29 protein-coding genes are annotated in these 25,412 nt (G+C 30.1%); 3 read left to right on the top strand and 26 right to left on the bottom strand.

Translation table 11 applies throughout. The annotated features are described in order from the left end of the window. Window positions 1-14 precede the first annotated feature (14 nt). From gap to ACFDSN_RS04550, 12 genes are all read right to left on the bottom strand, one after another. Window positions 15-1,013 (bottom strand): type I glyceraldehyde-3-phosphate dehydrogenase, encoded by a 999-nt coding sequence (gene gap / locus ACFDSN_RS04605; RefSeq protein WP_375238657.1) that lies wholly within the window; start codon window positions 1,011-1,013, stop codon window positions 15-17. After that, the gene (gene lipA, locus ACFDSN_RS04600) at window positions 1,014-1,892 is read right to left on the bottom strand and encodes a lipoyl synthase (RefSeq protein ID WP_375238656.1); all 879 of its coding nucleotides are present in this window, start codon (window positions 1,890-1,892) and stop codon (window positions 1,014-1,016) included. A gap of 68 nt (window positions 1,893-1,960) precedes the next feature. Further along, on the bottom strand, window positions 1,961-2,506 hold the full coding sequence (locus ACFDSN_RS04595) for an RNA polymerase sigma factor (RefSeq protein WP_375238655.1): 546 nt from the start codon (window positions 2,504-2,506) through the stop codon (window positions 1,961-1,963). Beyond that, window positions 2,497-3,600 carry a glycosyltransferase gene (locus ACFDSN_RS04590; RefSeq protein ID WP_375238669.1) on the bottom strand — a complete coding sequence of 368 codons (1,104 nt, stop codon included), beginning with the start codon at window positions 3,598-3,600 and terminating at the stop codon, window positions 2,497-2,499. The genes ACFDSN_RS04595 and ACFDSN_RS04590 overlap by 10 nt, the downstream gene beginning before the upstream one ends. A gap of 6 nt (window positions 3,601-3,606) precedes the next feature. Beyond that, the gene (locus ACFDSN_RS04585; RefSeq protein WP_375238654.1) at window positions 3,607-3,813 is read right to left on the bottom strand and encodes a membrane or secreted protein; all 207 of its coding nucleotides are present in this window, start codon (window positions 3,811-3,813) and stop codon (window positions 3,607-3,609) included. A gap of 41 nt (window positions 3,814-3,854) precedes the next feature. Beyond that, window positions 3,855-4,373: an RNA polymerase sigma factor gene (locus ACFDSN_RS04580; protein WP_375238653.1), complete on the bottom strand. Its 519-nt coding sequence runs from the start codon at window positions 4,371-4,373 to the stop codon at window positions 3,855-3,857. Window positions 4,374-4,489: 116 nt separating this feature from the next. Continuing rightward, a complete protein-coding gene (locus ACFDSN_RS04575; protein WP_375238652.1) occupies window positions 4,490-4,714 on the bottom strand; it encodes a hypothetical protein in 225 nt (74 codons plus the stop codon). Between the two features lie 13 nt (window positions 4,715-4,727). Beyond that, the gene (locus tag ACFDSN_RS04570) at window positions 4,728-5,216 is read right to left on the bottom strand and encodes a hypothetical protein (protein ID WP_375238651.1); all 489 of its coding nucleotides are present in this window, start codon (window positions 5,214-5,216) and stop codon (window positions 4,728-4,730) included. Further along, window positions 5,194-5,595, bottom strand: a complete 402-nt coding sequence (locus ACFDSN_RS04565) for a DUF2200 domain-containing protein (RefSeq protein WP_375238650.1) — start codon at window positions 5,593-5,595, stop codon at window positions 5,194-5,196. Before ACFDSN_RS04565 ends, ACFDSN_RS04570 begins: the two co-directional genes overlap by 23 nt. A 164-nt stretch (window positions 5,596-5,759) precedes the next feature. Further along, on the bottom strand, window positions 5,760-7,418 hold the full coding sequence (locus ACFDSN_RS04560; protein WP_375238649.1) for a SulP family inorganic anion transporter: 1,659 nt from the start codon (window positions 7,416-7,418) through the stop codon (window positions 5,760-5,762). Between the two features lie 137 nt (window positions 7,419-7,555). Continuing rightward, a complete protein-coding gene (locus ACFDSN_RS04555) occupies window positions 7,556-7,879 on the bottom strand; it encodes an EthD family reductase (protein ID WP_375238648.1) in 324 nt (107 codons plus the stop codon). Window positions 7,880-8,060: 181 nt separating this feature from the next. Then, a complete protein-coding gene (locus ACFDSN_RS04550) occupies window positions 8,061-8,675 on the bottom strand; it encodes a class I SAM-dependent methyltransferase (RefSeq protein WP_375238647.1) in 615 nt (204 codons plus the stop codon). Window positions 8,676-8,841: 166 nt separating this feature from the next. On the opposite strand from ACFDSN_RS04550, the gene ACFDSN_RS04545 reads away from it, so the two are divergent. Continuing rightward, window positions 8,842-9,510 carry a methyltransferase gene (locus ACFDSN_RS04545; protein ID WP_375238646.1) on the top strand — a complete coding sequence of 223 codons (669 nt, stop codon included), beginning with the start codon at window positions 8,842-8,844 and terminating at the stop codon, window positions 9,508-9,510. A gap of 23 nt (window positions 9,511-9,533) precedes the next feature. Here ACFDSN_RS04545 and murB read toward each other — a convergent pair whose 3' ends face one another. Both murB and ACFDSN_RS04535 read right to left on the bottom strand, forming a co-directional pair. Continuing rightward, the gene (gene murB / locus ACFDSN_RS04540; protein WP_375238645.1) at window positions 9,534-10,547 is read right to left on the bottom strand and encodes a UDP-N-acetylmuramate dehydrogenase; all 1,014 of its coding nucleotides are present in this window, start codon (window positions 10,545-10,547) and stop codon (window positions 9,534-9,536) included. After that, complete coding sequence (locus ACFDSN_RS04535) at window positions 10,548-11,738, bottom strand: pyridoxal phosphate-dependent aminotransferase (RefSeq protein ID WP_375238644.1); 1,191 nt, start codon at window positions 11,736-11,738, stop codon at window positions 10,548-10,550. A gap of 128 nt (window positions 11,739-11,866) precedes the next feature. Here ACFDSN_RS04535 and ACFDSN_RS04530 point away from each other — a divergent pair, with 128 nt between their 5' ends. Further along, window positions 11,867-12,709, top strand: coding sequence for an alpha/beta hydrolase family protein (locus ACFDSN_RS04530; protein WP_375238643.1), 843 nt, complete (start codon window positions 11,867-11,869; stop codon window positions 12,707-12,709). Window positions 12,710-13,346: 637 nt separating this feature from the next. On the opposite strand, the gene dnaG is transcribed toward ACFDSN_RS04530, so the two are convergent. The 12 genes from dnaG to rsgA form a co-directional block, all read right to left on the bottom strand. After that, entirely contained in the window at window positions 13,347-15,314 is a 1,968-nt protein-coding gene (gene dnaG / locus ACFDSN_RS04525; RefSeq protein WP_375238642.1) for a DNA primase, read from the bottom strand. Between the two features lie 118 nt (window positions 15,315-15,432). Then, entirely contained in the window at window positions 15,433-16,500 is a 1,068-nt protein-coding gene (locus tag ACFDSN_RS04520) for a hypothetical protein (protein ID WP_375238641.1), read from the bottom strand. Window positions 16,501-16,521: 21 nt separating this feature from the next. Then, complete coding sequence (locus tag ACFDSN_RS04515) at window positions 16,522-17,250, bottom strand: hypothetical protein (RefSeq protein ID WP_375238640.1); 729 nt, start codon at window positions 17,248-17,250, stop codon at window positions 16,522-16,524. Next, window positions 17,237-17,800 carry an RNA polymerase sigma factor gene (locus tag ACFDSN_RS04510; protein WP_375238639.1) on the bottom strand — a complete coding sequence of 188 codons (564 nt, stop codon included), beginning with the start codon at window positions 17,798-17,800 and terminating at the stop codon, window positions 17,237-17,239. Before ACFDSN_RS04510 ends, ACFDSN_RS04515 begins: the two co-directional genes overlap by 14 nt. Window positions 17,801-17,955: 155 nt before the next feature. Further along, the gene (locus ACFDSN_RS04505) at window positions 17,956-18,933 is read right to left on the bottom strand and encodes a polyprenyl synthetase family protein (protein WP_375238638.1); all 978 of its coding nucleotides are present in this window, start codon (window positions 18,931-18,933) and stop codon (window positions 17,956-17,958) included. Window positions 18,934-19,024: 91 nt separating this feature from the next. Further along, entirely contained in the window at window positions 19,025-19,405 is a 381-nt protein-coding gene (locus tag ACFDSN_RS04500; RefSeq protein ID WP_375238637.1) for a PKD domain-containing protein, read from the bottom strand. A gap of 36 nt (window positions 19,406-19,441) precedes the next feature. Further along, the gene (rlmN, locus tag ACFDSN_RS04495; protein ID WP_375238636.1) at window positions 19,442-20,482 is read right to left on the bottom strand and encodes a 23S rRNA (adenine(2503)-C(2))-methyltransferase RlmN; all 1,041 of its coding nucleotides are present in this window, start codon (window positions 20,480-20,482) and stop codon (window positions 19,442-19,444) included. Window positions 20,483-20,581: 99 nt separating this feature from the next. Beyond that, a complete protein-coding gene (queA, locus tag ACFDSN_RS04490) occupies window positions 20,582-21,631 on the bottom strand; it encodes a tRNA preQ1(34) S-adenosylmethionine ribosyltransferase-isomerase QueA (RefSeq protein WP_375238635.1) in 1,050 nt (349 codons plus the stop codon). Between the two features lie 63 nt (window positions 21,632-21,694). Further along, window positions 21,695-22,927 carry a 3-phosphoshikimate 1-carboxyvinyltransferase gene (locus ACFDSN_RS04485; protein ID WP_375238634.1) on the bottom strand — a complete coding sequence of 411 codons (1,233 nt, stop codon included), beginning with the start codon at window positions 22,925-22,927 and terminating at the stop codon, window positions 21,695-21,697. Window positions 22,928-22,979: 52 nt separating this feature from the next. Then, on the bottom strand, window positions 22,980-23,306 hold the full coding sequence (locus tag ACFDSN_RS04480; RefSeq protein WP_375238633.1) for a nucleotide pyrophosphohydrolase: 327 nt from the start codon (window positions 23,304-23,306) through the stop codon (window positions 22,980-22,982). A gap of 17 nt (window positions 23,307-23,323) precedes the next feature. Then, entirely contained in the window at window positions 23,324-23,776 is a 453-nt protein-coding gene (gene dtd / locus ACFDSN_RS04475) for a D-aminoacyl-tRNA deacylase (protein ID WP_375238632.1), read from the bottom strand. A 33-nt stretch (window positions 23,777-23,809) separates the two neighbouring features. After that, window positions 23,810-24,760: a ribosome small subunit-dependent GTPase A gene (rsgA, locus tag ACFDSN_RS04470; RefSeq protein ID WP_375238631.1), complete on the bottom strand. Its 951-nt coding sequence runs from the start codon at window positions 24,758-24,760 to the stop codon at window positions 23,810-23,812. Window positions 24,761-24,830: 70 nt separating this feature from the next. Between rsgA and ACFDSN_RS04465 the strand changes: the two genes are divergently transcribed. Further along, window positions 24,831-25,301, top strand: a complete 471-nt coding sequence (locus ACFDSN_RS04465; protein ID WP_375238630.1) for a hypothetical protein — start codon at window positions 24,831-24,833, stop codon at window positions 25,299-25,301. Window positions 25,302-25,412 lie beyond the last annotated feature (111 nt).

Below are 25,412 nucleotides of genomic sequence, written 5' to 3'. Positions count from 1 at the left end.
TCATTAAAGTAACGTTATTTTTTTGACTGAAGCAAATAGATTAAGTCTATAATTCTACTAGAATAACCAGTTTCGTTATCATACCAACCAATAATTTTAACCATTGTTCCAATAACAGATGTCATCTGCGAATCAAAAACACAAGAATGGATATTACCAACAATATCTATAGAAACAATAGGATCTTCTGTATATTCTAGAAAACCTTTAAATTTATTTTTAGCAGCAGTTTTAAAGGCCTTATTTATAACCTCAATGGACACTTCCTTTTTTACATTAAAGGTAATATCTGTTAAAGATCCATTTGCTACAGGAACTCTAATTCCGCAACCACCAATAACATTATTTAATTCTGGAAATATTTTAGTTAACGCTTTTGCAGCTCCAGTTGTAGTTGGTACAATACTTTGTCCAGCAGCTCTAGCTCTTCGTAAATCTCTATGTGGCTGGTCGTGTAAACTTTGATCTGTTGTATATGAATGAACTGTTGTAATATATGCTTGATTAATTCCGCAAAGTTCATTGATTATAGAAATCATTGGTGCAGCATTATTTGTAGTACAAGATGCGTTAGAAATAATTTTTTCTTCTCCTGTTATTAAATTGTCGTTTACACCTAAAACAATAGTTTTAATACTGTCATCTAATGGAGGAACGCTTAAAATAACTTGTTTTGCACCATTTTTAATGTGATGTATTAAATCTGCTTCAGTCTTAAATTTACCAGTAGCTTCAATAACAAAATCAGGATTATATAAACGCCAATTTATGTTTTTTGGATGATTTTCGTTTAGTAAATCAATTGAGTTGCCATTAATGATTATTTGATTTGAGGTATGGCTTATTTCGTCTTTAAAAACGCCATGAATACTATCATATTTAAATAGATGACTTAAGGTTTTTGCGTCTGCTAAGTCATTTATGGCAACAACCTTAATTGTATTATGCTCTTGTAATAGACGTAATACACGACGACCAATTCTTCCAAAGCCATTAATGGCAACTTTTATCATTTAGTTAATGTGTTTCTGAGCTTTATAAGAAGAACGAACTAAGGCGCTACTTTCTACGTGTCTAAAACCTAATTCTTTACCTATAGTTTCGTATTCATGAAATTGATCTGGTGTGATAAATTGCTTTACTGGCAAGTGCTTTTTACTAGGCTGCAGGTATTGTCCAATAGTAACTACATCTACTTGATTTTCCCTTAAATCTTCTAGTGTTTGAATAACCTCTTCAGGTTTTTCACCTAAGCCTAACATTATCCCAGATTTTGTACGTCTTTGTCCTGAGTTTTTAAGATAGTTTAGAACTTCTAAACTCTTATCGTATTTAGCTTGGATTCTAACTTCTCGTGTTAATCTTCTTACCGTTTCAATATTATGAGATACTACTTCTGGAGCAACATCTATAATCCTATCTATATGTTTTGTAATACCTTGAAAATCTGGAATAAGAGTTTCCATTGTTGTTTCAGGATTCATTCGTCTTACAGCTTTTACGGTTTCAGACCACATAATGCTTCCCATATCTTTTAGATCGTCTCTATCTACACTTGTTAAAACAGCATGTTTTATACCCATTATTTTAATAGAACGCGCTACTTTTTCAGGTTCATCCCAATCTACAGTTTCTGGTCTTCCTGTTTTTACTCCACAAAACCCACAAGAACGTGTACAAATATTACCTAAAATCATAAATGTAGCTGTTCCTTCTCCCCAACATTCGCCCATATTTGGACAACTTCCTGAAGCACAAATTGTGTTTAGGTTGTATTTGTCAACTAAACCACGAAGTTCTGTGTATTTTTTACCTGTTGGTAATTTAACTTTAAGCCATTTAGGTTTAGCTTGTCTTTCAGGTAATATATTTGAAGCAGTTTTGGTTTCCATTTTAGCTATTTTTCTTCATTACAAAGATACAAAGTATTTGATTAGTTTTTTTTGCACTTAAACCTTTCTTAACTTTTTATAATTTCTGCTAAAAGTTTTTTAGCTCTTAACAGTTTAACTTTGATATTATTCATTGGCTCATTAAGTTCTGTAGCCATTTGCTTGTAGCTAAACTCTTGAAAATAACGTAGTTGGATAACTTCTTGATAATGTGGTTTTAAACGTTTAATATCTCTTAATAGTTTTGCCAAATTTTGTTCTGTAATTAACTTGTCTTCAATAGTAGGAGAATCGTCAGGAACTTTATAAGCTTCTTTTTTAGATTGTAAAGGTTCTTGCTTTAAAAATGTAGATTTTTCCTTTCTTAATAAATCAATATGGAGGTTTTTAGAAATTGTAATTAACCACGTTTTAAAAGTATAATCCTCATTAAAACTTTTAATTTTATCAAACGCTTTTGAAAATGTTTGAATAGTAATGTCTTCCGCATCATTTTCGTTTTCTAACCGCTTTAGTTGGAATCCATATACATAATCCCAATGCGTATCTAATAAGAAATTAAACGCTTTTTGATCGTTAGATTTTGCTTTTGTTATAGCTTCGTTTATTTCCAATGTGTAGGTTTTGATATCTTATTTATTATAAATATACTGAATTGAGCAATAATTAAACCAATTTCTAAGAAAGGTAATAAATACAAGATGTCTTTTTCTTTTAATTTGGAAGCTGAAAAGCCAAATACAAAGTATTGGAATATCAATCTAAATCCGATTAGCCCTAAAACAATCTCCCATTGATATAAAAAAGATAGTAAAAATATGGGAAGTATATAGAATAATACCTGACTAACATAAAATAAACCTAACGTTAATTTATGTTTTGTTTTGTAAAAATTTGCTGTAGAAACGTGTCTTCTTTTTTGCTTAAACCAAGTTTTAAAGGTAGTTTTAGGAATAGAAACAGTAAAACTTTCTTCCAAAAAACAAATAGCAGTATTATGCTTTGTTGCAACTTCATTTATAAATAAATCATCATCTCCAGATCGGATTTTCATATGATTTATAAAACCGTTAGTGCTGTAGAAATCACTTTTAGTATACGCTAAATTTCTACCTACGCCCATAAATGGAGATCCAACTTTAGCATACGAAAAATACTGTATAGCTGTTAGTAGTGTTTCAAAGCGAATTAGTTTATTTAAAAGATTGTATCCCTTTTTTTGATATGACCCGTAACCTAAAACAATAGATTTTTTATCTGTAAAATTACGACTCATAGTGCTAATCCAGTCTTTAGAAACTGTTTTGCAATCTGCATCTGTAAATAATAAATGATTGTGTTTAGCGGCTTTTATTCCAAGTGTTAAGGCGTATTTTTTGTTTCCCCAAAAAGCTTCGTTATTCTCAACATCTACAACTTTTATATTACCGTGTTTAAGCGCCAAAGCTTCAAATAATTCTAATGTATTGTCTGCTGATGCATCGTTGATTAAAACAATTTCAAAAGTTGGATAATTTTGTTCTATAATTGATGGCAGAAATTTTTTAATATTATCACCTTCGTTTTTAGCACAAATAATAACTGAAACTGGAGTAGATGATGTTTTGTTTCTTTTGTTTTTTGAAAATGCAAAAAAAGAAAAAACCATATAGTATATGGTTTGAATAGCTACTACAGCTATAAAACTGTAGAATAATATCACTAGAATCATAAATTACGAAGTATGTTCAGTTTCGTTACAATCTGCATATTGCTCTGGAGTTTTTCCACAGAACCCACAATTTTCACCTTCTTTATTTAACATTGGATTTTGACTAGCGCATGTTCCTGCAAACTTACCATCTTTTTTAGCCCAAATTTTAATAGCTATGCCAGCTACACCAATTCCTAATAATACTAATGTGATTAAAAATAATTTCAAAATGTCTAAATTTTAGTATTACAAAGATACTATTTTTTAGCTTATTTACGCTTACAATAAATATTCTGTAATTGCTTTAACCCTGCTCTTAATCTCGATTTTAAAGTGCCTAATTTTACGTTTAGTTTTTTACTGGCTTGCTCATGTGTATGGCCTTCTAAATAAACCGACTGCAATACTTCTTTATGATTAATGGATAAATTATTTAAATGATTTTTTAAATCCAAAACATCTGTGTTTAATTGATTAGAAGCAGTTATAATTATTCCGTTTTCCGTTTGCTTTCTTTTTTTACTTCTAAAAAAATCTATAGCGGTTCTTTTAGTAATTTGATGCAACCATGTATATAATCTTCCTTTTTTAGGATTGTAGAATTTTATGTTTTTAAAAATCTTAATATAAGCCTCTTGTAACACATCTTTAGTATCGTCTGTGTTTTTAACTATGGCATTTATAATTCTGCTAAGATTGGTAGCATAATTATTATGTAAATACGTGTAAGCTTGTTGTTTGTTGTTTTTTAAAAGTAGAACAAGTTGTGTTTCGGTTGGATTTTGCATAACTAAGGATTTTAGAAGTGAGACTTACTTTTTTAACGTTACTTTTTTATCTTTTGTTATGCGTGAATTTGATTTTGGGAAAAGTTTGTGATATTCAAAGAGTTTGAAACAAGTTATTATTCAATAATCTCATAATCTATACTCAATTTCCTTAAAGCTCTTAAATCCGATGCAGAGTTTTTATCTTCTATTTCAATATCTATAGTATCGCCTTCTAAAAGTATATCTGTAAATTCTTTAGCTAAAGAATCGCTAACATTATTTGCCATTTCTGCAATGCATTTGGTTATTGCTCTTCTGTCTGGTCTTGGAGCTTCGCAAGATAATAAGTTGATTTTCATAAGTTTTGTTTTTTTAATCAAATTCAGTTTCTATTTTGGTTATATTAGAAATGTCTTTATTTAAATATTTTATACTGATTTTTGGTGGTATTGAAATCTCAATACATGTTTCGCTAAACACCAATGTATCTGAAGATAATTTCCCTTGAAATTCATTTGACATTTTTAATGCTTTAAAAATTAATTTAAACATTTTTCGGTCAGAATATAGGTTAAGTAATTCTTCTGTTTCTTGTTCATTAATTTCTTTAAACCTACTAAAGTGTATTTCAATTGAAGGAGGAACAGAGATACCAACAATAAGTCTATTTGTTTTAAATATTGCACTTTCGATAAGTGGTAAAACATCAAATACATCTTTTACATAATCAACAAACTTGTTCTTAGTATTAGTTCCAATATCTCCAATTTTAGACAATCCGTTTTTAAATTGTGTTAATATTTGTTCAGAACCATCTAATACAGTTTTTGATGTTTTTTTAAGGATTGAATTTTTTTCCATTTACTTTTTTTTCTTTTCGTAAAATTTTATCCATTTTACGACCTTTAGCTAATTCATCTATTAATTTCTCTAAAGATCTACATTGTTTATAGGTTTTAAATTGGTCTTTTATGTCTTCAATTCTGTAACCACAAACAACACCTTTTATTAAATGTGCGTTGGGATGCATTTCTGCTTGATCAAAAAATGTTTTAAAGGTTGCTTTCTCATCAATAAATGCTTGTGTTTTATCTGAATTAAATCCGGTTAACCATTCTATTACTTGGTTTAACTCTTCTTTAGTTCGTCCGTTTTTTTCTAACCTGTTTAAATAAAGTGGATAAATAGACCCAAATATCATATTTGCCACTTTTTCATTTTTTTCAGCTGTAACTTTCATTTCGTTTTAGGTTAATTAATGTTAAAGGTTTTGTGTAAAAGTAGTAGTGGCTAAAAAGTATTGCTTTTTGTTAATAATATTTTTAATAAAACACTCTTAATACCTACTTGAATCGTTATTATTTTTGCATTTTTTTTACAAAGTAATTTCTTTGCAGAAATGCATCACTTTTCAATGGTTAGTTTTAGGGAATCGAAAGCATCTTTTATAGTTTCGAAAATATGGGTTTCTGCTACTAAATCAGGAATTATATCTATAGATCTTAATTTATCCATAGGCTGCTCTTGCAAATTAATAAACAAAACCTGTACGTCTCGCTGTTTTAAATCGAATACAATATCTTCTAAAGCATAAAGGCCTGATTGATCAATTAACGGCACTTCATCCATTCGAATGATTAATGCTTTAATTTTACTATCAATAGATGTTATCTGGTTCTTCAAATGAGCAGTATATCCAAAAAACAGAGGGCCTTTTAAATGTTTTATTAAAATTTTGTCTTTGTATTTGTTGTAGAAAGGTAATTCATCTTGCCAAGGTTTTTCATCTTCTAAGTTTTCAACGGTTTCAATAACAATACCTTTTTCTCCAAGATCGCTAGCTTTTTTCATAAATAAGATACACGCCAATGCTACTCCTATCCCAACAGCCTGAATCAAACTGCCAAAGGTGGTTACCAGTAAAACTAAAATTAAAACTACCGCATCTGCTTTAGGTACTCGAAGAAGATGTTTTAAGCCTTTAGTATCAATTATTTTGAATCCAATTGGAATAAGTAATCCTGCCAAAACAGAAAGAGGAATATAGGCTGCGAGTGATCCTAAGCCTAAAAGAACAGCTAATAGAAATAATCCATGTATTATACCTGAAATTCGTGTTGTGCCGCCAGCATTAATATTAACAACTGTGCCTTTTGTTGCACCTGCGCCAGGTATGCCACCAAAAATAGCAGCTAGCATATTACCAATTCCTTGTCCAATTAATTCTCGGTTACTGTTATGCTTTGTTTTTGTCATATTGTCTGCTATAACAGATGTTAGTAAAGAATCTATACTACCTAAAACTGCAAATACAGCGGCATATTCTAATATTAATGTATATGATTCTGGCGGAATATTACTTAACATGGTTCCTATTTGCAAACTAGGTATTCCTGAAGGAATTTCTCCAATAATTGGCACGTCCCATCCTAAAAAATAAGCTACTATAGAAGTAGCTATTAAAGCTACTAATGGGCTAGGAATTGCTTTTGTAACCAATGGAAATAAGTAATAAATTAATATAGTTAAAAAACCAAGCGCAAGTGAATATATGTTTAGTTCCTTAAATATTCTTGGAAAATCTTGAATTACTGCAACGGTAGACTTGGCTGAATCTAGCCCTGCAAAGGGAAATAATTGTAAAATTATAATAATTAAACCTACTCCACTCATAAACCCTGATACTACAGAATAAGGAAAGTATTTTACATAACCAGCAATATTTATTAGTCCAAAAACAATTTGCAAAACGCCACCTAATAAAAAGCTTAAAAGAATAATTCCCATTGCAGATTCTATGCTTCCTGTAATTCCAATAGCTCCAGTAACTAAAGCAGCAGCTACAACTGTCATTGGTCCAGTTGGACCACTAGCTTGAGTTTGTGTTCCTCCAAAAAGCGCAGCAAATATTCCTACCATTATTGCGCCATAGAGACCAGCTGTTGCTCCCATTCCAGATTGTACACCAAAAGCAAGTGCTAAAGGTAAAGCAACTACACCAGCAACTAGTCCACCCGTAAAATCACCTTTTATATTTTTAAAATCTAATATTTTTGAAGACATAGTTTGATTATTATAATAATTCAATTTTTATCAATACAATTTTTACTTTTAAATTTTCAATTACAATCCGAATCAACGTGTTTATTAACGGTAAGTGTAAAGGGCTTTTTTTGACCTTTGTACATTGGTTAAGTAGTTTAAATTAATACTTCGCTAATTTGTACTGTAGGTTCAGTATTAGTGTAATTAGGAGTGTCAGCCATAATAGATTCTGCATTTAGACCAAATGAATTTTGAAAGGATTCCATAGATTCAAAATACATATTACCCATAGCCGCATAAGGAGCTGGCGATCCTGGTGCTGCACTACCTAATCCTGATTCAACGGTTGCTCCTTTTACAGCATTTCCTAACAAACCCGCAACCATTGGTATGTGTTTGTTGCAATAATAATCCATGTCAAAAGTTTTACCTTCTCCGTTTGGGTACATCACACTTAATTTAATCATTCCTTTTTTCATGTTTATCTATTTTTATAATTCGTTAATATTAATTTTTTATACTGCTTAAGGTTTTGTGTATCATTAGTTATGTGTTTGAGCAACTAATTTAATAAACAAAAACGAACACGAGAAAATTCCGAAGGAATTTTCCAAATAGACAACAACCAAAGCAATTAATTACACACGGTATTGTAGGTAGTTATTTTTTACACACTATCATCCAATGTATTTCATTTGGATTTTCTTCAGGTTCATTAATTTCTTTTAACTCTATTATGTTATAATTTCCAAACTCCTGTTTTATAGACTTTTCGTTATAGAAGTAAAGGTTTAATCCTTGGTAAGAATGGAAAGTGTTTTGTCTAACTTTCTTTCCAATACCAAATCGTTTATCGTTTGCTGACAATGCAACGAAAACCATTATTCCATTAGGAATTAATTGTAAATAACAATCTTCAATTAGTTTTATTCTTTCACTTTTGCCTAAAAGGTGAATAAGAGAATAACAATAGATTGATTCGTATTGAACTTTACTATGTGGCATATCAGAAACAGAACCGTGGTGTATTATCACATCTATTCCAAAATATTTACGAGCTCTTTCAATAGCTGTTTTAGATATTTCAATTCCAGTTACATCAAATCCATTGTCGTAAAAAATTTTCGCATTTCTTCCATATCCAAAACCTGGAATTAATACACTATTCTTATTATGTTTTTGCATTAACTTTAGAACTGTAAAAGCATTGTCTGTAGGTTTCTCTCCCCACATTTTTTTATTACTTCTAAAGGTTTTATCCCAGAATTCAGTCATATATTAATTTTAATCTCTTGAACTTGTTATAGTCTAATTACCCACAACGTAGAAATAAATACACCATTACGTTTAATTCTAATATATCTACTAAGCTAAGATTATAAGTTAAGATTAAAAAATTAAATTTAGTTGTAGGTTTGTTTAATAGTACCATTGTAATTGTATGATAAAGAAAGAGAAAAACAAAAAACAGACTTGGCCTACTAAAATGGCTATGGAACAGGTTTATAATCTTAATCTTTGGGGAAACAATAATACTGTGTTTTACTCTGGAGATGGCTCTCATAATCCTGAAATTGTAAATCCATACATAGAAGTTGTTACATCTTTTTTAAAGTCTTTTAAAAACTCACTCATAGTGTGTGATTTAGGTTGTGGCGATTTTAATATTGGTAAGCAATTAGTAGAATACACCAAGTCTTATATTGCTGTAGATATAGTTCCAAGCCTTATAACCTATAATAAAGAAACTTTTAAAGCAGAAAATTTAGAATTTAACTGTTTAGATATTGCAGTAGATAATTTACCTTCTGGAGATTGTGTTTTAATAAGGCAAGTGTTACAACATCTATCTAATGCTGAGGTGAAAAATGTAGCTAGTAAATTAAGTAATTTTAAATATGTTATTCTAACGGAACATTTACCTAGTAGTAATTTTGAGCCTAATAAGGATATTATTTCTGGACAAGGTATAAGACTAAAAAAACAAAGTGGTGTTGATTTATTAGTGCCACCATTTAATTTTAGAGTGAAAGCAGAAAAGCAGTTATTGTCTATTCCTTTAAAAAATAATAAAGGAATTATAGCAACTTCGCTTTATGAAGTTTTTTAAGACGTTTTTATAAAGATTTTTTTTTACAAAATATTTACTTCAGCTTCAATTTCAATATCAAAAATACGCTTTACTGTTTCCTGAATTAATTTAGACAATTCTAAAATTTCGGTTCCTGTTGCGCCACCATAATTTACTAAAACTAAGGCTTGTTTTTTATGCACACCATAATTACCGAAGGTTTTCCCTTTAAAACCAGCGGTTTCAATTAACCAACCAGCAGGAATTTTAACCTCAGTTTCCGAAACCTTATAACTTGGTGCTTTTGGGAAATTTGTTAATAGTTTATTGAAAATTTCTTTTTGAATAATTGGATTCTTAAAAAAGCTTCCGCTATTACCAATTTCTTTAGGGTCTGGCAATTTAGATTGTCTAATAGCAATTACAGCATTAGAGACATCTTTTACAGAAGGATTACTAATATTTTTCTGAGCTAATTCATCTTTAATAGCTCCATAATCTACTTTAAGGTTATGCGTATTATGAGTTAATTTAAAAATAACACTTAGAATAATGTATTTACCTTTAGATTCGTTTTTGAAAATAGAATTTCTGTAGCCAAACTTACATTGTTCGTTAGTAAATTCTTCAACCTCTAAATTCTCAATATTTAAAACTTTACAGCTTACAAAAGTATCTTTTAACTCTACGCCATAAGCACCAATATTTTGTATTGGACTGGTTCCTACATTTCCAGGGATAAGAGACATATTTTCTAAGCCGCCAAAACCTTTATTTATAGACCAAAGCACAAATTCATGCCAATTTTCGCCAGCATTAGCTTCAATTAAAAAGTGATGTTCTGTCTTCGAAATTTCTGTTTTTCCTTTTAAATTTAAATGAATAACAAGTTTCTCAATATCTTGAGTCAACAACATATTACTTCCTCCACCTAAAAGTAGTTTTTCGGTATTTGGATACGCTTTTAAAACATCAATTAATTCGTTTGTATTAGAAATACTTACAAATTGCTTTGCTTGTACATCTAAACCAAAAGTATTGTATGGCTTTAGAGATATGTTGTGTTGTATAGTCACTTAGTCTTTATAAACCTTAAGAGCTTCTTTTAAAATATTTATCGCCTTTAATAGGCTTTCTTGATTAAGTACATAAGCAATACGAATTTGGTTTAAACCAACATTTGGTGTGCTATAAAATCCGCCTGCAGGAGCAACCATAATTGTTTCGTTATCTACATAAAACTCTTCTAATAACCATTGAGCAAAAGCATCGCTATTTTTTACGGGTAATTCTACCACACAATAAAAAGCACCTTTTGGTGTAGCTACTTTTACGCCTTCAATTTCTTTTAAGCCATTAATTAAAGTATTACGTCTTTCTACATATTCTTCTATAACATCATCAAAGTAACTTTGTGGTGTTTCTAAAGCTGCTTCACTAGCAATTTGAGCTAAGGTTGGCGGGCTTAAACGTGCTTGCGCAAATTTTAAAGCTGTTGCTATTACAGATTTACTTTTACTAACCAAACAACCAATGCGTGCACCACACATACTGTAACGCTTAGATACAGAATCTATAATTATAGCATGTTCATCTAATCCTTCTTCTTGAAGAATAGAGTAGTGGACTTCGCCATCGTAAGCAAATTCTCTATAAACTTCGTCAGCAATTAAAAATAAATCGTGTTTTTTAACTATAGCTGCTAATTTTTTAATCTCGTCTTTAGAATATAAATAACCTGTTGGGTTTCCTGGATTACAAATTAAAATCGCCTTAGTTTTAGGTGTAATTAGTTTCTCGAACTCTTCTATTGGAGGCAATGCAAAATTATCTTCAATTTTAGAAATTACAGGAACAACTTTCACCCCAGAAGCTGTGGAAAACCCGTTATAATTAGCGTAAAATGGTTCTGGAATAATAACTTCATCTTCTACATCCATAATACTACCAAAAGCAAATAATAAAGCTTCGCTTCCGCCAGTAGTTACAATAATATCTTGTTTATTTACAAAAATATCGTTGCGTTTATAATAGTCAGCAATTTTCTGTCTATAGGTATCAGAACCTTCAGAACGCGTGTAGGCTAAAGTGTCTAAAGAATTATTTTTTACAGCATCTAAAGCTACTTGAGGTGTTTTTATATCTGGTTGCCCAATGTTTAAATGATAAACTTTTTTTCCTGCTGCGTAAGCTTTTTCTGCAAATGGCACCAATTTACGAATTGGTGATTGTGGCATTGCGATCCCTTTTTGAGATATTTTTGGCATTTCTGTAAATTTTATATAAGCAAAGTTGCAAAAAAAATATGAATTTAAAATGTATCAATTAATTAATTCTTAAAAGAAATGATGATGTTTATTTAAGAGTTTTAAATGTAATCTTATATTTTTATAAAATGATAAATAAAAACCAAATTCTAACTAGAGAAAATAATAAACCAATTGTATACGATTTGTACTATAATAAAACGTCTAAAAAGAAACCATTAGTAGTTTTTTGTCATGGTTATAAAGGTTTTAAAGATTGGGGATCTTGGAATTTGGTTGCAGAATCTTTTATGGAATCTGATTGCTTTTTTGTAAAATTCAACTTTTCTCATAATGGAGGAACAGTTTCTAATCCAATCGATTTCCCCGATTTAGAAGCTTTTGCTGAAAATAATTACACCAAAGAATTATCTGATTTAAAAGATGTGATTGATTTTTTGCTAGAAGACAATAAGTTGTTTTCAAATGAAATTAACGCACAAAACATAACATTAATTGGTCATTCTCGTGGTGGTGGAATTGCCTCAATTTTAGCATCTGAAGATAATAGAATAACAAAACTAATTACTTGGGCAAGTGTTTGTGATTTTGAAAAAAGAACAGCTACTGTTGGTGATTTAGATAAATGGAAAAAAGATGGCGTAAAGTATATTTTAAATGGAAGAACAAAACAACAAATGCCTCATAACCACCAGTTTTATCAGGATTTTATGGCAAACAAAGAACGTTTGAATATTAAATTAGCAGTTGAAAAGTTACATATCCCACATTTGATTATACATGCAAAGGAAGACCCATCTGTTAAATTTAATGAAGCATTAAATCTTCATAAATGGAATCCTAAAAGTGAGTTATTAGAAATAGAAGATTCTAATCATGTTTTTGGTGCAAAACATCCTTGGAAAAAAAGGGAAATGCCTAAAGCTATAAATCAAATTATGGAGGTTTCTTTATACTTTATCACAATGTAAATTGATTCTAACTTTTTATAAGTTATATCCCGATGTTGTAGCCAGTTTTTTTATTTCAATTCTTAATAATAATGGTTGGTTCCTCAACTTTGCATTCAAGTAATTTAAGTTTGATGTCAAGTTTTTTACGCATCTCACTTATCTGATTCCGATTTGTATATTCAGATTCACCATATTCGAGATAAACTTTGGTGTTTAAGTCATTAGATAATTCGTATTCTTTTTCGAATATAGAACAATTCAATCCGTGAATTTTTAGTCGAATTTTGTTATTTACGATACTATTAGTTTTTAAGAAGAATATACTAATTCCGTCAAAGTCAGTGATGTCAGTTTCAATCCGTTTTTTTCCCGAAAACACTTCTATAATCGAACCAACTAAAGTGTCTTTAGAATTCTTTTCTATAGTCAATAAGTCAACTCTAAACTGTTTTTTTTAGTTGAGTCTTGTCCATTCTTTTGAATTGAAAAAAGAATTATAATTATGTAAATCAGGTGTTTCATAAATTGGCTACAACGTGCTATATAGTAACTTTTATTATTGAGATCCTGTAAACAACTCAGGATATGGTAAGATTATTACCACTGTTATCTCGTAAAGATATTTTTTTTATTTTCTTACCCAATAAGCCTTTATTTAAAGCGGTCTATTTAATTTTCTAGACAATAACATTTTTAAGCCAGAATAATCTTTAACTTCTTCTAAAACGTCACGATTTACTTCTGTAGGATTTTGGAGTGTTTGCTCCTTAATTTCGGTAACTTGTTTATCTATTAAATAACAGCGTAAGGTTAAAATAGTTTCGCTTACTAGTTGTGCTACACCTTCGTTTTTTGTTTTTGGAATAATTTCTTTTCTTTCCCAATCGGATAAACTATAACGTTCGTCATCCATTAGAATACTGGACATTTCCATTGCTAATTCTGGTGGAACTGCATTTATAAGTTGTTCTAGTTTAAAATCTGGATTCTGGTTTAAAGCTTCAATTATAGCGTAATATAAGTCTTTAAAAATGTTGTTGGTAAACGCCATTTCGTCTTCTTGTAAGTCTAAAAATATTTTCTCGAATACTTTAGCTTGTTGCACAATTGGTTCTAGTTCTAAATTACCAGTTTCTTCGTTTTCTTTTAACACTAAATCTTCAAAATCTTGTGTCTGATTTCCGTAAAGCAGCAATAGACTAATTATTTTTTGCTCTAAAACGTATTGCACATCTACTTTACGTGGTACTGGTTTATTTTTAACGACTTCAAAAGGTTGATTTTGTTGTTGCGTAGTAGATTTTTTATTGGCTTCTTTTTGGTCTTTGTTAGTGATTTGTGCTAATGTTGAAAACAAAACACCTTCACTTACATCCATAATACGTGCACATTCCTTTACGTAGATTTCTTTTTTAATCTGATCTGGAATTTTTGCAATACTATTTACAATATCTCTAACTGTTTCTGCTTTTTTTATAGGATCGTTTTTAGAATCTTCAAATAAAACAGATGCTTTAAATTGAATAAAATCTTGAGAAGACGTTTCTAAATATGCACGTAATTCGGATTCTGTATTTGCTTTAGCAAAACTATCTGGATCTTCGCCTTCTGGAAAAGTACAAACTTTTACATTCATACCTTGCTCTAAGATTAAATCTATTCCACGTAAAGATGCTCGTAAACCTGCAGCATCACCATCAAAAAGCACAGTAATGTTTTTTGTTAATCTGCTAATTAATCTTATTTGCTCACTTGTTAAAGCTGTTCCTGAACTAGAAACCGTATTAGTTATTCCAGTTTGATGAAACTGAATTACATCTGTATAACCTTCAACTATGTAACAATTATCTTCTTTTGCAATAGTTTGTTTGGCGTGATAAATTCCATACAGCACTTTACTTTTGTAATAAATATCGCTTTCTGGCGAGTTTAAATATTTAGCCGCTTTTTTATCGTTAGTAAGAATTCGTCCTCCAAAACCCAAAACACGACCACTCATACTTTGTATAGGGAACATTACGCGACCTTTAAACCTGTCGAACTGTTTTTCTCCTTTTACAATAGTTAACCCTGTACCTTCTAAAAACTCTAACTTGTATCCTTTTTTTAATGCTGTGTCTGTAAAAGCACTCCAATCGTCCAGGCAATAACCTAAATCAAATTTTTTTATAGTTTCTGGTGTAAAACCTCTTTCTTTAAAATAACTTAATGCTATAGCTTTTCCTGGGTTAGAATTATGCATCGTTTCCTGGAAATACTTACTAGCATACTCACTAACCAAATACAAACTTTCTTTTAAACTTTGCGCTTCTTTTTGCTCGTTAGATTGTTCAGTCTCTTCAACTTCTATATTATACTTATTAGCTAAATATTTAATAGCTTCTGGATAGGTGAAATGTTCGTGTTCCATTAAAAAAGCAACAACATTTCCGCCTTTTCCTGTACTAAAATCTTTCCAAATTTGTTTTACTGGAGACACCATAAAACTGGGTGTTCGTTCTTCACTAAAAGGACTTAAACCTTTAAAACTACTACCAGATTTTTTTAATTGTACAAAATCACCAATTACTTCTTCTAAACGAGCAGTATCATAAACTTGGTCTATTGTGGATTTTGAAATCAATTTTCTGTGAATTTTTAGAATTGTAAAAGTACTATAAAACTACAGAATAACGCTGTAATATAAAAACGCCTCGAAAAATAATTTTTCGAGGCGTTTTAAAATCAACTAATCAAATATTTTAATCAAAATCCATTCTAATTCCTAAAGAGATATTATTTTGTTTTACATCTTGATTTTTAAATAATGGGTTTAAATCATATTTAGCGTATAATGCAAAATCTCCAACACCAACATAAGCACCAACACCATAAACAAAAGGAGATGTATTATAGCTTCTACGTGTTTTTTGTTTAACACGATCGCCATCTTCTTTGTATTTTAATTTTTGTTGTGTCTGTAAGCGAATTCCTCCAAAACCACCAATTCCAAATTTGAATTTATCCCAAGTTTGATATCTAACTGTTCTCTTTTTTTCAACTTTATTAGATGGACCAAATTCAAAATACACAGGAAAAACTAAGTTTGTAGTTCTAAATTCTGATTTCTTTAATTCTACAGGTGATTTTTCTATTGAAGTTACATCTCCATTTTGAACAAAAAACTGATCTTCTTTTAGGTTTAATTTATTCCATTGAAAAGAAAAACCATACTTAATACGTGCAAAATTAGAATTCTTTGCTAATCGTGTTTGCCAGTTCCAACCCAATTCAATAAACCCAGAACCTAAATTTTCGTATGGTGAACTATTAAAAGACTGACCTTCAATAATAGCATTATTAAATCCTGCGGCTACTAACAATTGGTTTGTAGTTCTAATATCATATTTAGGTGGCGTTCTTTTTCCTTTTATACCAAGTAATTCTTTTTCTCCTCCACCAATTGTAATAGCAATTCTATTCTCAGAAATGGTATTTTCTTCCCAATTATCGTCACGTTCTATAATAGCCATTTGATTATCTATTATTGCAACCTTATTTTTAATATTTAAGGCACGCTTTTCGGCAGCTTCTTGTTTTAATTTATCTGCTTCTTCGTTGGTAATTGCTCCAGAATCTAATTTGTCGTTTATACCTTCTATTTCAATTTTTAAAGCGTCTTTTTCATTTTGTTCTACTTGCTTTTTGTAAGACTCAAAACGTGCTAATTCTGCTTGCTTACCAGATATTTCTAGGCTATCCTGAGCATTGGCTTGAGTTACAATTAAGCATAGCAAAACTGCAACGATGTAATTCGTTAATTTAATCATAATAAGGGTTATTAGTTTGTGTTATTTATTTCTATCTACAATTACAGTAGTTAGCGTGGATACATTTTCTTTTATTTTAGTAAACATTTTAGTTCTAAAACTCTGTTCTACTTCTTCTTCAACATCATATAATAAAGATGCTGCATCAATAGTTTCGGTTTTAGGAGTGTTGACCACTAACAAAGCTTCAGACAGTAATTTATCTGCTTCATTTAAAACTGAATTTTGTGGTTTAGTTACTTTAATGCCTGAATCAACTAAAGTGTTTTCTAATGGTTTATTTTCTATAAGTGATTTATCTTCAACAACATTAATGTTGTTGTTTTCTGAAAGAGCATTTATACTTTGCCTTTTGTTTTTCTTATTTAAAGCTATGTTTGATGCATTTTTTTTCGCTTTAACATTAGGGATAACTACTTCATTTTCTATATTACTTTCTACAACTAATTCTGTATTCTGAAAGTCTTCATTTTTCAAAATATTCTTTTTAATGTTTTCAGCATTCTCAATTATAATATCTTCTGCATTTACAATTGTTGGATTTATTTTAGACGAATTAGATAAATTTATCATAAGCAAAACACCAATTATACTTGCTGCCAAACCAGACAACCAAAACCATTTTTTAGTGTTTGGTTTTTCGTCTTTATCTAAACGATCACTCAATTTAGACCAAGCTGCTCCCGAAGGTTGCATTTCGCGATTTTCTAAAAGTGATTTTATATGATTATCGAACTTATTTGGTGCCATTTTGATGTGTATTAAGTGTATTAATTTTTTCTTGAAGCATTTTCTTAGCCTTAAACAATTGCGATTTGCTTGTACCTTCTTTGATGTTTAGTAATTCTGCAATTTCGTTATGTTTATAACCTTCTATAGCATACATATTAAAGACTAATTTATAACCTTCTGGCAACGCATCTATACAGGTCTGGATTTGTGCAACCTCTATGCTCGAATCAATATCATTATTAAATTCAGCTTCATAATATTCTACTTCATCAGCAAATTTAATCTGCTTTTTCTGTCTATAAAACGAAATAGATTCTCTAACCATTATACGCCTTACCCAACCTTCAAAACTGCCTTCGTTTTTATAATCTTTTAAATATTTAAAGACTTTAAAAAATCCGTTTAACATAACTTCTTCTGCATGATGAATATCTGACACATAATATCTGCAAACACTTAACATTTTAGGTGAGTACAACTCGTAAAGCAGGTGCTGTGCTTTTCGATCGCTTTTAATAGCTTTTTTAATTAAAGCCGATTCATTTTTATGTAGTTGGATTATTTTCACTTAAAAATTTAATTATATACTTCAACGTGTACTTCTGTTTATAAAGACGAAAAATGTTTTAAAATAGTTGCCTCGAATTTGAAAAAAATATAATATTTAAAACAAAACTAACAACTTTAACAGATTTTGTATGGAAGTACAGTATGATAAAAAAACTACTTCTTACGCTCAATAACATAATTTACCATAAGTTCTAAACTGGCTTTATATTCCGATTCTGGATATGTAGATAAAATACCTAAAGCTTCTTTTTGAAAAGCCTTCATTTTATTAACCGCATAATCTAATCCACCATTATTTTTTACAAAAGTAACAACTTGATTAACGCGTTTTTTATCTTTATTATGGTTTTTAATAGAATTAATTAACCATTTTTTATCCTTTTTAGAAGCATTATTAAGTGCATAAATTAATGGTAAAGTCATTTTCTGTTCCTTAATATCTATTCCTGTAGGTTTACCAATACTTTGTGTTCCATAATCAAACAAATCGTCTTTTATTTGAAAAGCCATACCTATAAGTTCTCCAAACTTACGCATAGTTTCTACCTCTGTAGATTCTGGTTTTACAGATGCTGCTCCCAAACTACAACAAGCAGCAATTAGCGTTGCTGTTTTCTGACGGATAATCTCGTAGTAGATATCTTCAGTAATATCGAGTTTTCTTGCTTTTTCAATTTGAAGTAATTCACCTTCACTCATCTCTCTTACTGCAACAGAGATAATCTTTAATAAGTCGAAATCATTGTTATCAATTGAAAGTAACAAACCTTTGGACAACAAAAAATCGCCAATAAGAACAGCTATTTTATTTTTCCAAAGTGCATTTATAGAGAAAAATCCACGACGCATATTACTATCGTCCACCACATCATCATGCACTAATGTTGCTGTATGAATTAATTCAATAACCGATGCGCCACGATAGGTACGTTCGTTTAGTTCGCCATTATTAACCATTTTAGCGACTAAAAACACGAACATTGGTCGCATTTGTTTTCCTTTTCGGTTTACTATATAATGAGTTATGCGATTTAGTAACGCGACTTTAGAAGACATTGCCAAACGAAACTTTTTCTCGAAAAGTTCCATCTCGTAAGCAATAGGTTGTTTTATTTGTTCGGTTATTTTCACTAATTACAAAAATAAGTAAAACCTTTATTAAAAAATAAATGCAGGAATAATAATTATTCCTGCATTATATAATCTATAAATATATTATCTGCTAAAAATCTGTAGTATCTGGACCATGATTTCCTCCTCCAAAATTACATAAAACTTCAATTTCTTTAGTTATTGATGCTTCCTGGTTTATATCATTCTTTACAGTTAAAGTTACATTATAAAATCCATGTGAAAGGTATTTATAATCAGGAGTTTCTTCTGTAAAAACATTATCGTTTCCAAAATCCCAAACATACGTTGTAACTCCTTTTGATAAATTAGTGATATTTAAATCACTATCTTCATTAACAACTGTTGATTCAAATCTAAAGTCAGCAATTAACTCTTCTTGAGCAGCACTAGGTTCTGCCTCAATTTCATTGTCTTTAGAACAACTTACAAAAGCTATAGTGATAAAGCTTAATAACAATATTTTTTTCATAATCTAAATTGTTAATTATACAGCAAGGTACAACTATTATTTTTTATTTGCTAATTGTCCACAGGCAGCATCTATATCTTTTCCTCTACTTCTTCTTATGGTCACTGTAATATTATTTGCTTCTAAAATATCTCTATACATATCTATAGCGAGAGAGTCTGCTTGCTGAAACATACCATCGTCTATAGGGTTATATTCAATAATATTAACTTTACTTGGTGCAAACTTACAGAATTGCACCAAAGCATCTACGTCTTTACGCTTATCGTTAATTCCTTGCCAAACTACATATTCGTAAGTAATTCTGTTTTTTGTTTTCTCGTACCAATACACTAAAGATTCTCGTAAATCTTTTAACGGAAAAGTTTTATTAAATGGCATAATAGTATCTCTAACCTCATCTATTGCAGAATGTAAAGAGACAGCAAGCTTAAATTTAACATTATCATCTGCCATTTTTTTAATCATTTTTGGAACACCAGAAGTTGATACCACAATACGTTTTGGCGACATTCCTAATCCTTCTGGACTAGTAATTTTATCTATAGCTTTAAGTACATTATTATAATTCATAAGTGGTTCTCCCATCCCCATAAATACAATATTACTTAAAGGTCTATCGTGATATAAACGACTTTCATTATCTATAACAACAACTTGATCATAAATCTCGTCTGGATTTAGATTTCGCATACGTTTTAAACGCGATGTTGCGCAAAATTTACAATCTAAACTACAACCAACCTGACTTGAAACACAAGCTGTTGTTCTAGTTGCTGTTGGTATTAAAACAGACTCTACAATTAAATTATCATGAAGTTTAATAGCATTTTTTATAGTTCCGTCGCTACTACGTTGCATTTGGTCCACTTTTATGTGATTTATCACAAAATGGTTTTCCATCATCTGGCGTGTTTCTTTAGAAATATTTGTCATTTCCTCAAAAGAATGTATACCTCTTTGCCATAACCATTCGTAAACTTGATTACCACGAAAAGATTTATCTCCGTTTTTTACAAAAAACTCACGGATTTGGTCTTTGGTTAATGCACGTATGTCTTTTTTTATATCTGCCATAGAACTGCAAAAATAGGTAAAAACCAATTATGATTAAAAATTTAAAAAGCCTTAACTTTTAGTTAAGGCTTTTTAATATTACTTGTAAAAATATGTTAATTATAAAATTAACATAGCATCTCCATAACTATAAAACTTATAACCCTCTTTTATAGCTTCTTTATATGCTTCAAAAATAAAATCGTGACCTGCAAATGCTGCTGCCATCATTAACAATGTAGATTTTGGTGTATGAAAGTTAGTAATCATACAATTTGCAATACTAAAGTCATGTGGTGGAAAAATAAACTTATTTGTCCAACCATCAATCTCATTTAAATCATTGCTTGTTGACACTGCACTTTCCACTGCACGCATTGCTGTTGTTCCAACTGCACAAATACGACGTTTCTTTTTTAAAGCATTATTAATTTGCCCAACAGTTTTTGGTCCAATTTTAACCTCTTCGCTATCCATTTTATGTTTAGAAAGATCTTCTACCTCAACATTATTAAAAGTTCCTAACCCTACATGTAAGGTTACTTCTGCAAAGTCCACTCCTTTAATTTCTAATCGCTTTAATAAATGTTTAGAAAAATGCATTCCTGCTGTTGGAGCTGCTACAGCTCCTTCATTTTTTGCAAAAATAGTTTGGTAACGTTCTTCATCTTCTGCCTCAACTTCTCTTTTAATATATTTAGGCAAAGGTGTTTCTCCTAATTCAGTTAATTTTTTACGAAAAGCTTCATAAGGACCATCATATAAGAAACGTAATGTTCTACCTCTAGAGGTTGTATTATCAATAACTTCTGCAACTAAAGTTTCGTCATCACCAAAGTATAATTTATTACCAATACGAATTTTACGTGCCGGATCTACTAAAACATCCCACAAACGTTGTTCTTCATTTAATTCACGTAACAAAAACACCTCAATACGTGCTCCAGTCTTTTCTTTATTTCCAAATAAACGAGCCGGAAACACTTTTGTGTTATTAAGAATCATCACATCATCTTCATCAAAATACTCAATAATATCTTTAAACTGTCTGTGTTCAATTTTTCCAGTATCCCTGTGAAGCACCATTAAACGAGATTCATCTCTGTGTTCTGCAGGATATTCAGCTAATAATTCTTCTGGTAATTCAAAATCAAATTGCGATAATTTCATATAGTTCTGTTCTGTTAAGGTTGCAAATATACAATCTCGAGATAGGCGTTGTCAAGTGTTTTGCTAATTATTATTTTTTTCTATTAAAAAGCCTATACTTTTTAGATCATTCCAAAAGGTTGGAAAGGATTTTGAAACCACTTCGGCATCATTAATTATAATAGGTTTTTTTAATGCCAAAGGCGCAAATGACATAGCCATTCTATGATCATAATATGTATCTATTTTTATATCTTTTTTTATTGTTTTTGAAGTCTCCAGATATAATGTATTATCTGTTATACTTACAACCGCTCCTAATTTCTCTAACTCTGTTTTTAAAGCTACTAATCTATCTGTTTCTTTTATTTTTAAGGTATGTAATCCTGTTAAATAACATTCTAGACCTAACCCAAATGCAGTTACTGCAATAGTTTGCGCTATATCTGGAGATTTTATTAAATTGAATTCTAATTTAACTGAATTAACTTTATGTGCTTTTTTAAGACGAACTGTATTTTTTTCAAATGAAGTTTCTACTCCAAATGCATTATAAATTTCGGCTAAAACAGAATCACCTTGAAGACTATCTTTTTTATAAGATGTTAATTCTATTTCTGTTCCTATTTTAGATAAAGCAATAGCACTATAAAAATAAGATGCTGATGACCAATCTGACTCTACAACCAACACTTGTTTCTTAACTTCAAAATTTGGTTTTACTTCTATCTTATTTTCATTAAAATTGGTTTCAACTCCAATTCTGTTTAATAAAGCTAAAGTCATATTTATATATGGAATTGATGTAATTTCGCCATTTAAGGTCAACTCTAAACCATTTTTTAATTTTGAAGCGACAAGGAGTAATGCAGAAATATATTGACTACTTACATTAGCATTTAAATTGACTTTGTTTTTTAAAATGTGTTTTCCTTTTATTTTTAATGACGGAAAACCTACTTCTTCTAAATAAGAGATATCTGCTCCAAGTTGCTGTAAGGCTTCTACCAAAATAGAAATTGGCCTTTCTTTCATTCTTGAAGAACCAGTTAAAACAACTTCTCTATTAGTTTGGATTGCAAAATATGCAGTTAAAAATCGCATTGCAGTTCCTGCATGATGAATATCTATAACGTCTTTTTTTGGTGCTAATGCTTTTTGCATTAAAACAGAATCGTCTGAATTTGAAATATTTTCTATTTCTAATCCTGAATGTAATGCTTGTAATAACAAGAGCCTATTAGATTCACTTTTAGAACCCGTTATAGTAATTTTAGAGAAGTTTTTTATTTCCGATTTAAGAAGTTTTATATTCATATTAAGTAACAAATTTATTGAGTATTCTCTGCTACAAGACAAAATCTCTTTTCTATTTTAATTTTTCGTTGTTATGATGCCTGTCGTGATCACGTTTGGTCTTTAAATCCAATTTCTTATCGAAAGCTTCCTGCAAATCTATTCCTGTTTGGTTTGCTAAACACAAAACCACAAACATAACATCTGCTAGTTCTTCGCCTAAATCTTTATTTTTATCACTCTCTTTTTCACTTTGCTCTCCGTAACGTCTAGCAATAATTCTGGCAACTTCTCCAACTTCTTCTGTAAGTTGAGCCATATTAGTAAGCTCGTTAAAATAACGAACACCATGGTTTTTAATCCAATTATCTACGTCTTGTTGTGCTTTTTTTATACTCATAACATTATATTTTATGACTACTCTTTATTCTTACTACCCATAACAATAGTTACTGGACCGTTATTTATTAATTCTATTTGCATATCTGCACCAAATTCTCCGGTTTGGATAGGCTTATTCGTTTCTATTTCTAATTGCTTTACAAAACTTTGATACAACGGAATTGCTATATCTGGTTTTGCTGCTTTTATGTAACTTGGTCTATTCCCTTTTTTAATTGAAGCTTGAAGTGTAAACTGACTAACAACAATAATATTACCGTTTATATCTTGAACCGACTGATTCATTAAACCTTCTTTATCAGAAAAAACCCTAAGGTTTGAAATTTTTTTAGACAACCAATTAATATCTTCTTGTGTATCTTCTGCTACAATACCTACTAAAACCAACAAACCTTCTTGAATAGAAGCTATTATATTTTGATTTACAGTAACACTTGCTTGAACAACTCTCTGAATAACTACTTTCATTTTGAGAAAATTAAAATTTAAAATTTATTTTCATTATTCTTGACTCCAATAATCAGTTCTATAATGTTCCTCATCTCCTTCTATAATTTGCACATAACTACGATAACGTGAAGCAGCTATTTCATTTTTTTCTAAAGCATTTTTTACAGCACATTTTGGTTCTTCAATATGTAAACAATTATTAAACTTACAATTTTGTTTTAAAGCAAAAAATTCTGGAAAATAGTCCCCAATTTCTTCTTTTTCCATATCCACAACTCCAAAACCTTTAATTCCTGGTGTATCTATAATTTTAGCATCAAAACCTAAATCGAACATTTCTGCAAATGTTGTTGTATGTTGTCCTTGCATATGTTGCGTAGATATAGCCTTTGTTTTCAAGTCTAAACTTGGTTCTATAGCATTTACTAAAGTGGATTTACCAACACCAGAATGACCCGTAAACATAGTTACTTTTCCACGCATTAAATCTTTTACTTGATCTAAATTTTTCCCTGTATGTGCTGATATACCTATACATTCATAACCAATATTTCTATAAACATATGCTAAATACTTAACCTCATCTAAAGTATCGTCTGTATAAGTTTCAATCTTATTAAATAATAATACCGTTTTTATTCCGTAAGCCTCGGCAGAAGCTAAAAAACGATCTATAAAACTAGTAAATGTTGGTGGATTATCTATTGTTATTAATAAAAACACCAAGTCTATATTTGATGCAATAATATGTATTTGTTTAGATAGATTAACAGATTTACGAACTATGTAATTAGCTCTGTCATGAATATGAGTTATTACACCTGTTTCTTCATCACTATTAGTCTCTAAATCAAAATCCACAAAATCTCCTACCGCAACAGGATTGGTACTTTTTATACCTTGAAGCCTAAACTTACCTTTTATTCTACATTGGTATTCTTTACCTAATGTAGTTTTTACAGTATACCAACTTCCTGTAGATTTATAAACGCGTCCTGTCATTAATGAGTATATAAACTTGTTGTGTTAAAAAAAAAAATCTATCTTAGAAATCTAATTTAAAACAAATATCATGAAAAAAATCTTATTAGGCGCAGTATTAGCTGTTATTTCATTCACCTCTTTTTCTTTTTTAAATTCTTCGCAACAAGTAGAATACAAAGTAGTTACTGTTGTTGAATCTATCGTCCCAAATGGACTAGGTAGATCTAGAATGATTTCCTCTACCGAAAGCAAAGATTATAAAGAATATACTACTCTAAGAACTGAAGAAAAAAGTAAAGACAAAAAGAACAAATCTAAGAGAGATGAAATTAGAGTTAAAGACTACGAAGAAACCAAACTTTTAAACTTCTATAATATTGGTGGAATTAGATTTCAGAATATTGCAGCAAATGATGCTATAATGACGTCAAAGGTAAACACAATGGTTTCTGAAGGTTGGGAATTAGCCTTTATAAATACTGGTGTAGAAAGTGAAGGTGGTAAAGGTGACGGAAAAGGTATTTTTGTTACTAGATATACATTTAAAAGACATCTATAAAATATTTCTTTTATTTAAAAGAGCCTTTTTTTTTATTATAAAAAGGCTCTTTTTTTTTATTTCTGTATTTTTTTCTGATGCAGAATTGACTCTTGATGAATAGCTTTAAAT

This window comes from Aurantibacter sp. (genome assembly GCF_042094015.1).
Classification (GTDB): domain Bacteria; phylum Bacteroidota; class Bacteroidia; order Flavobacteriales; family Flavobacteriaceae; genus Aurantibacter.
This window is presented reverse-complemented; position numbering and strand designations above follow the sequence as displayed.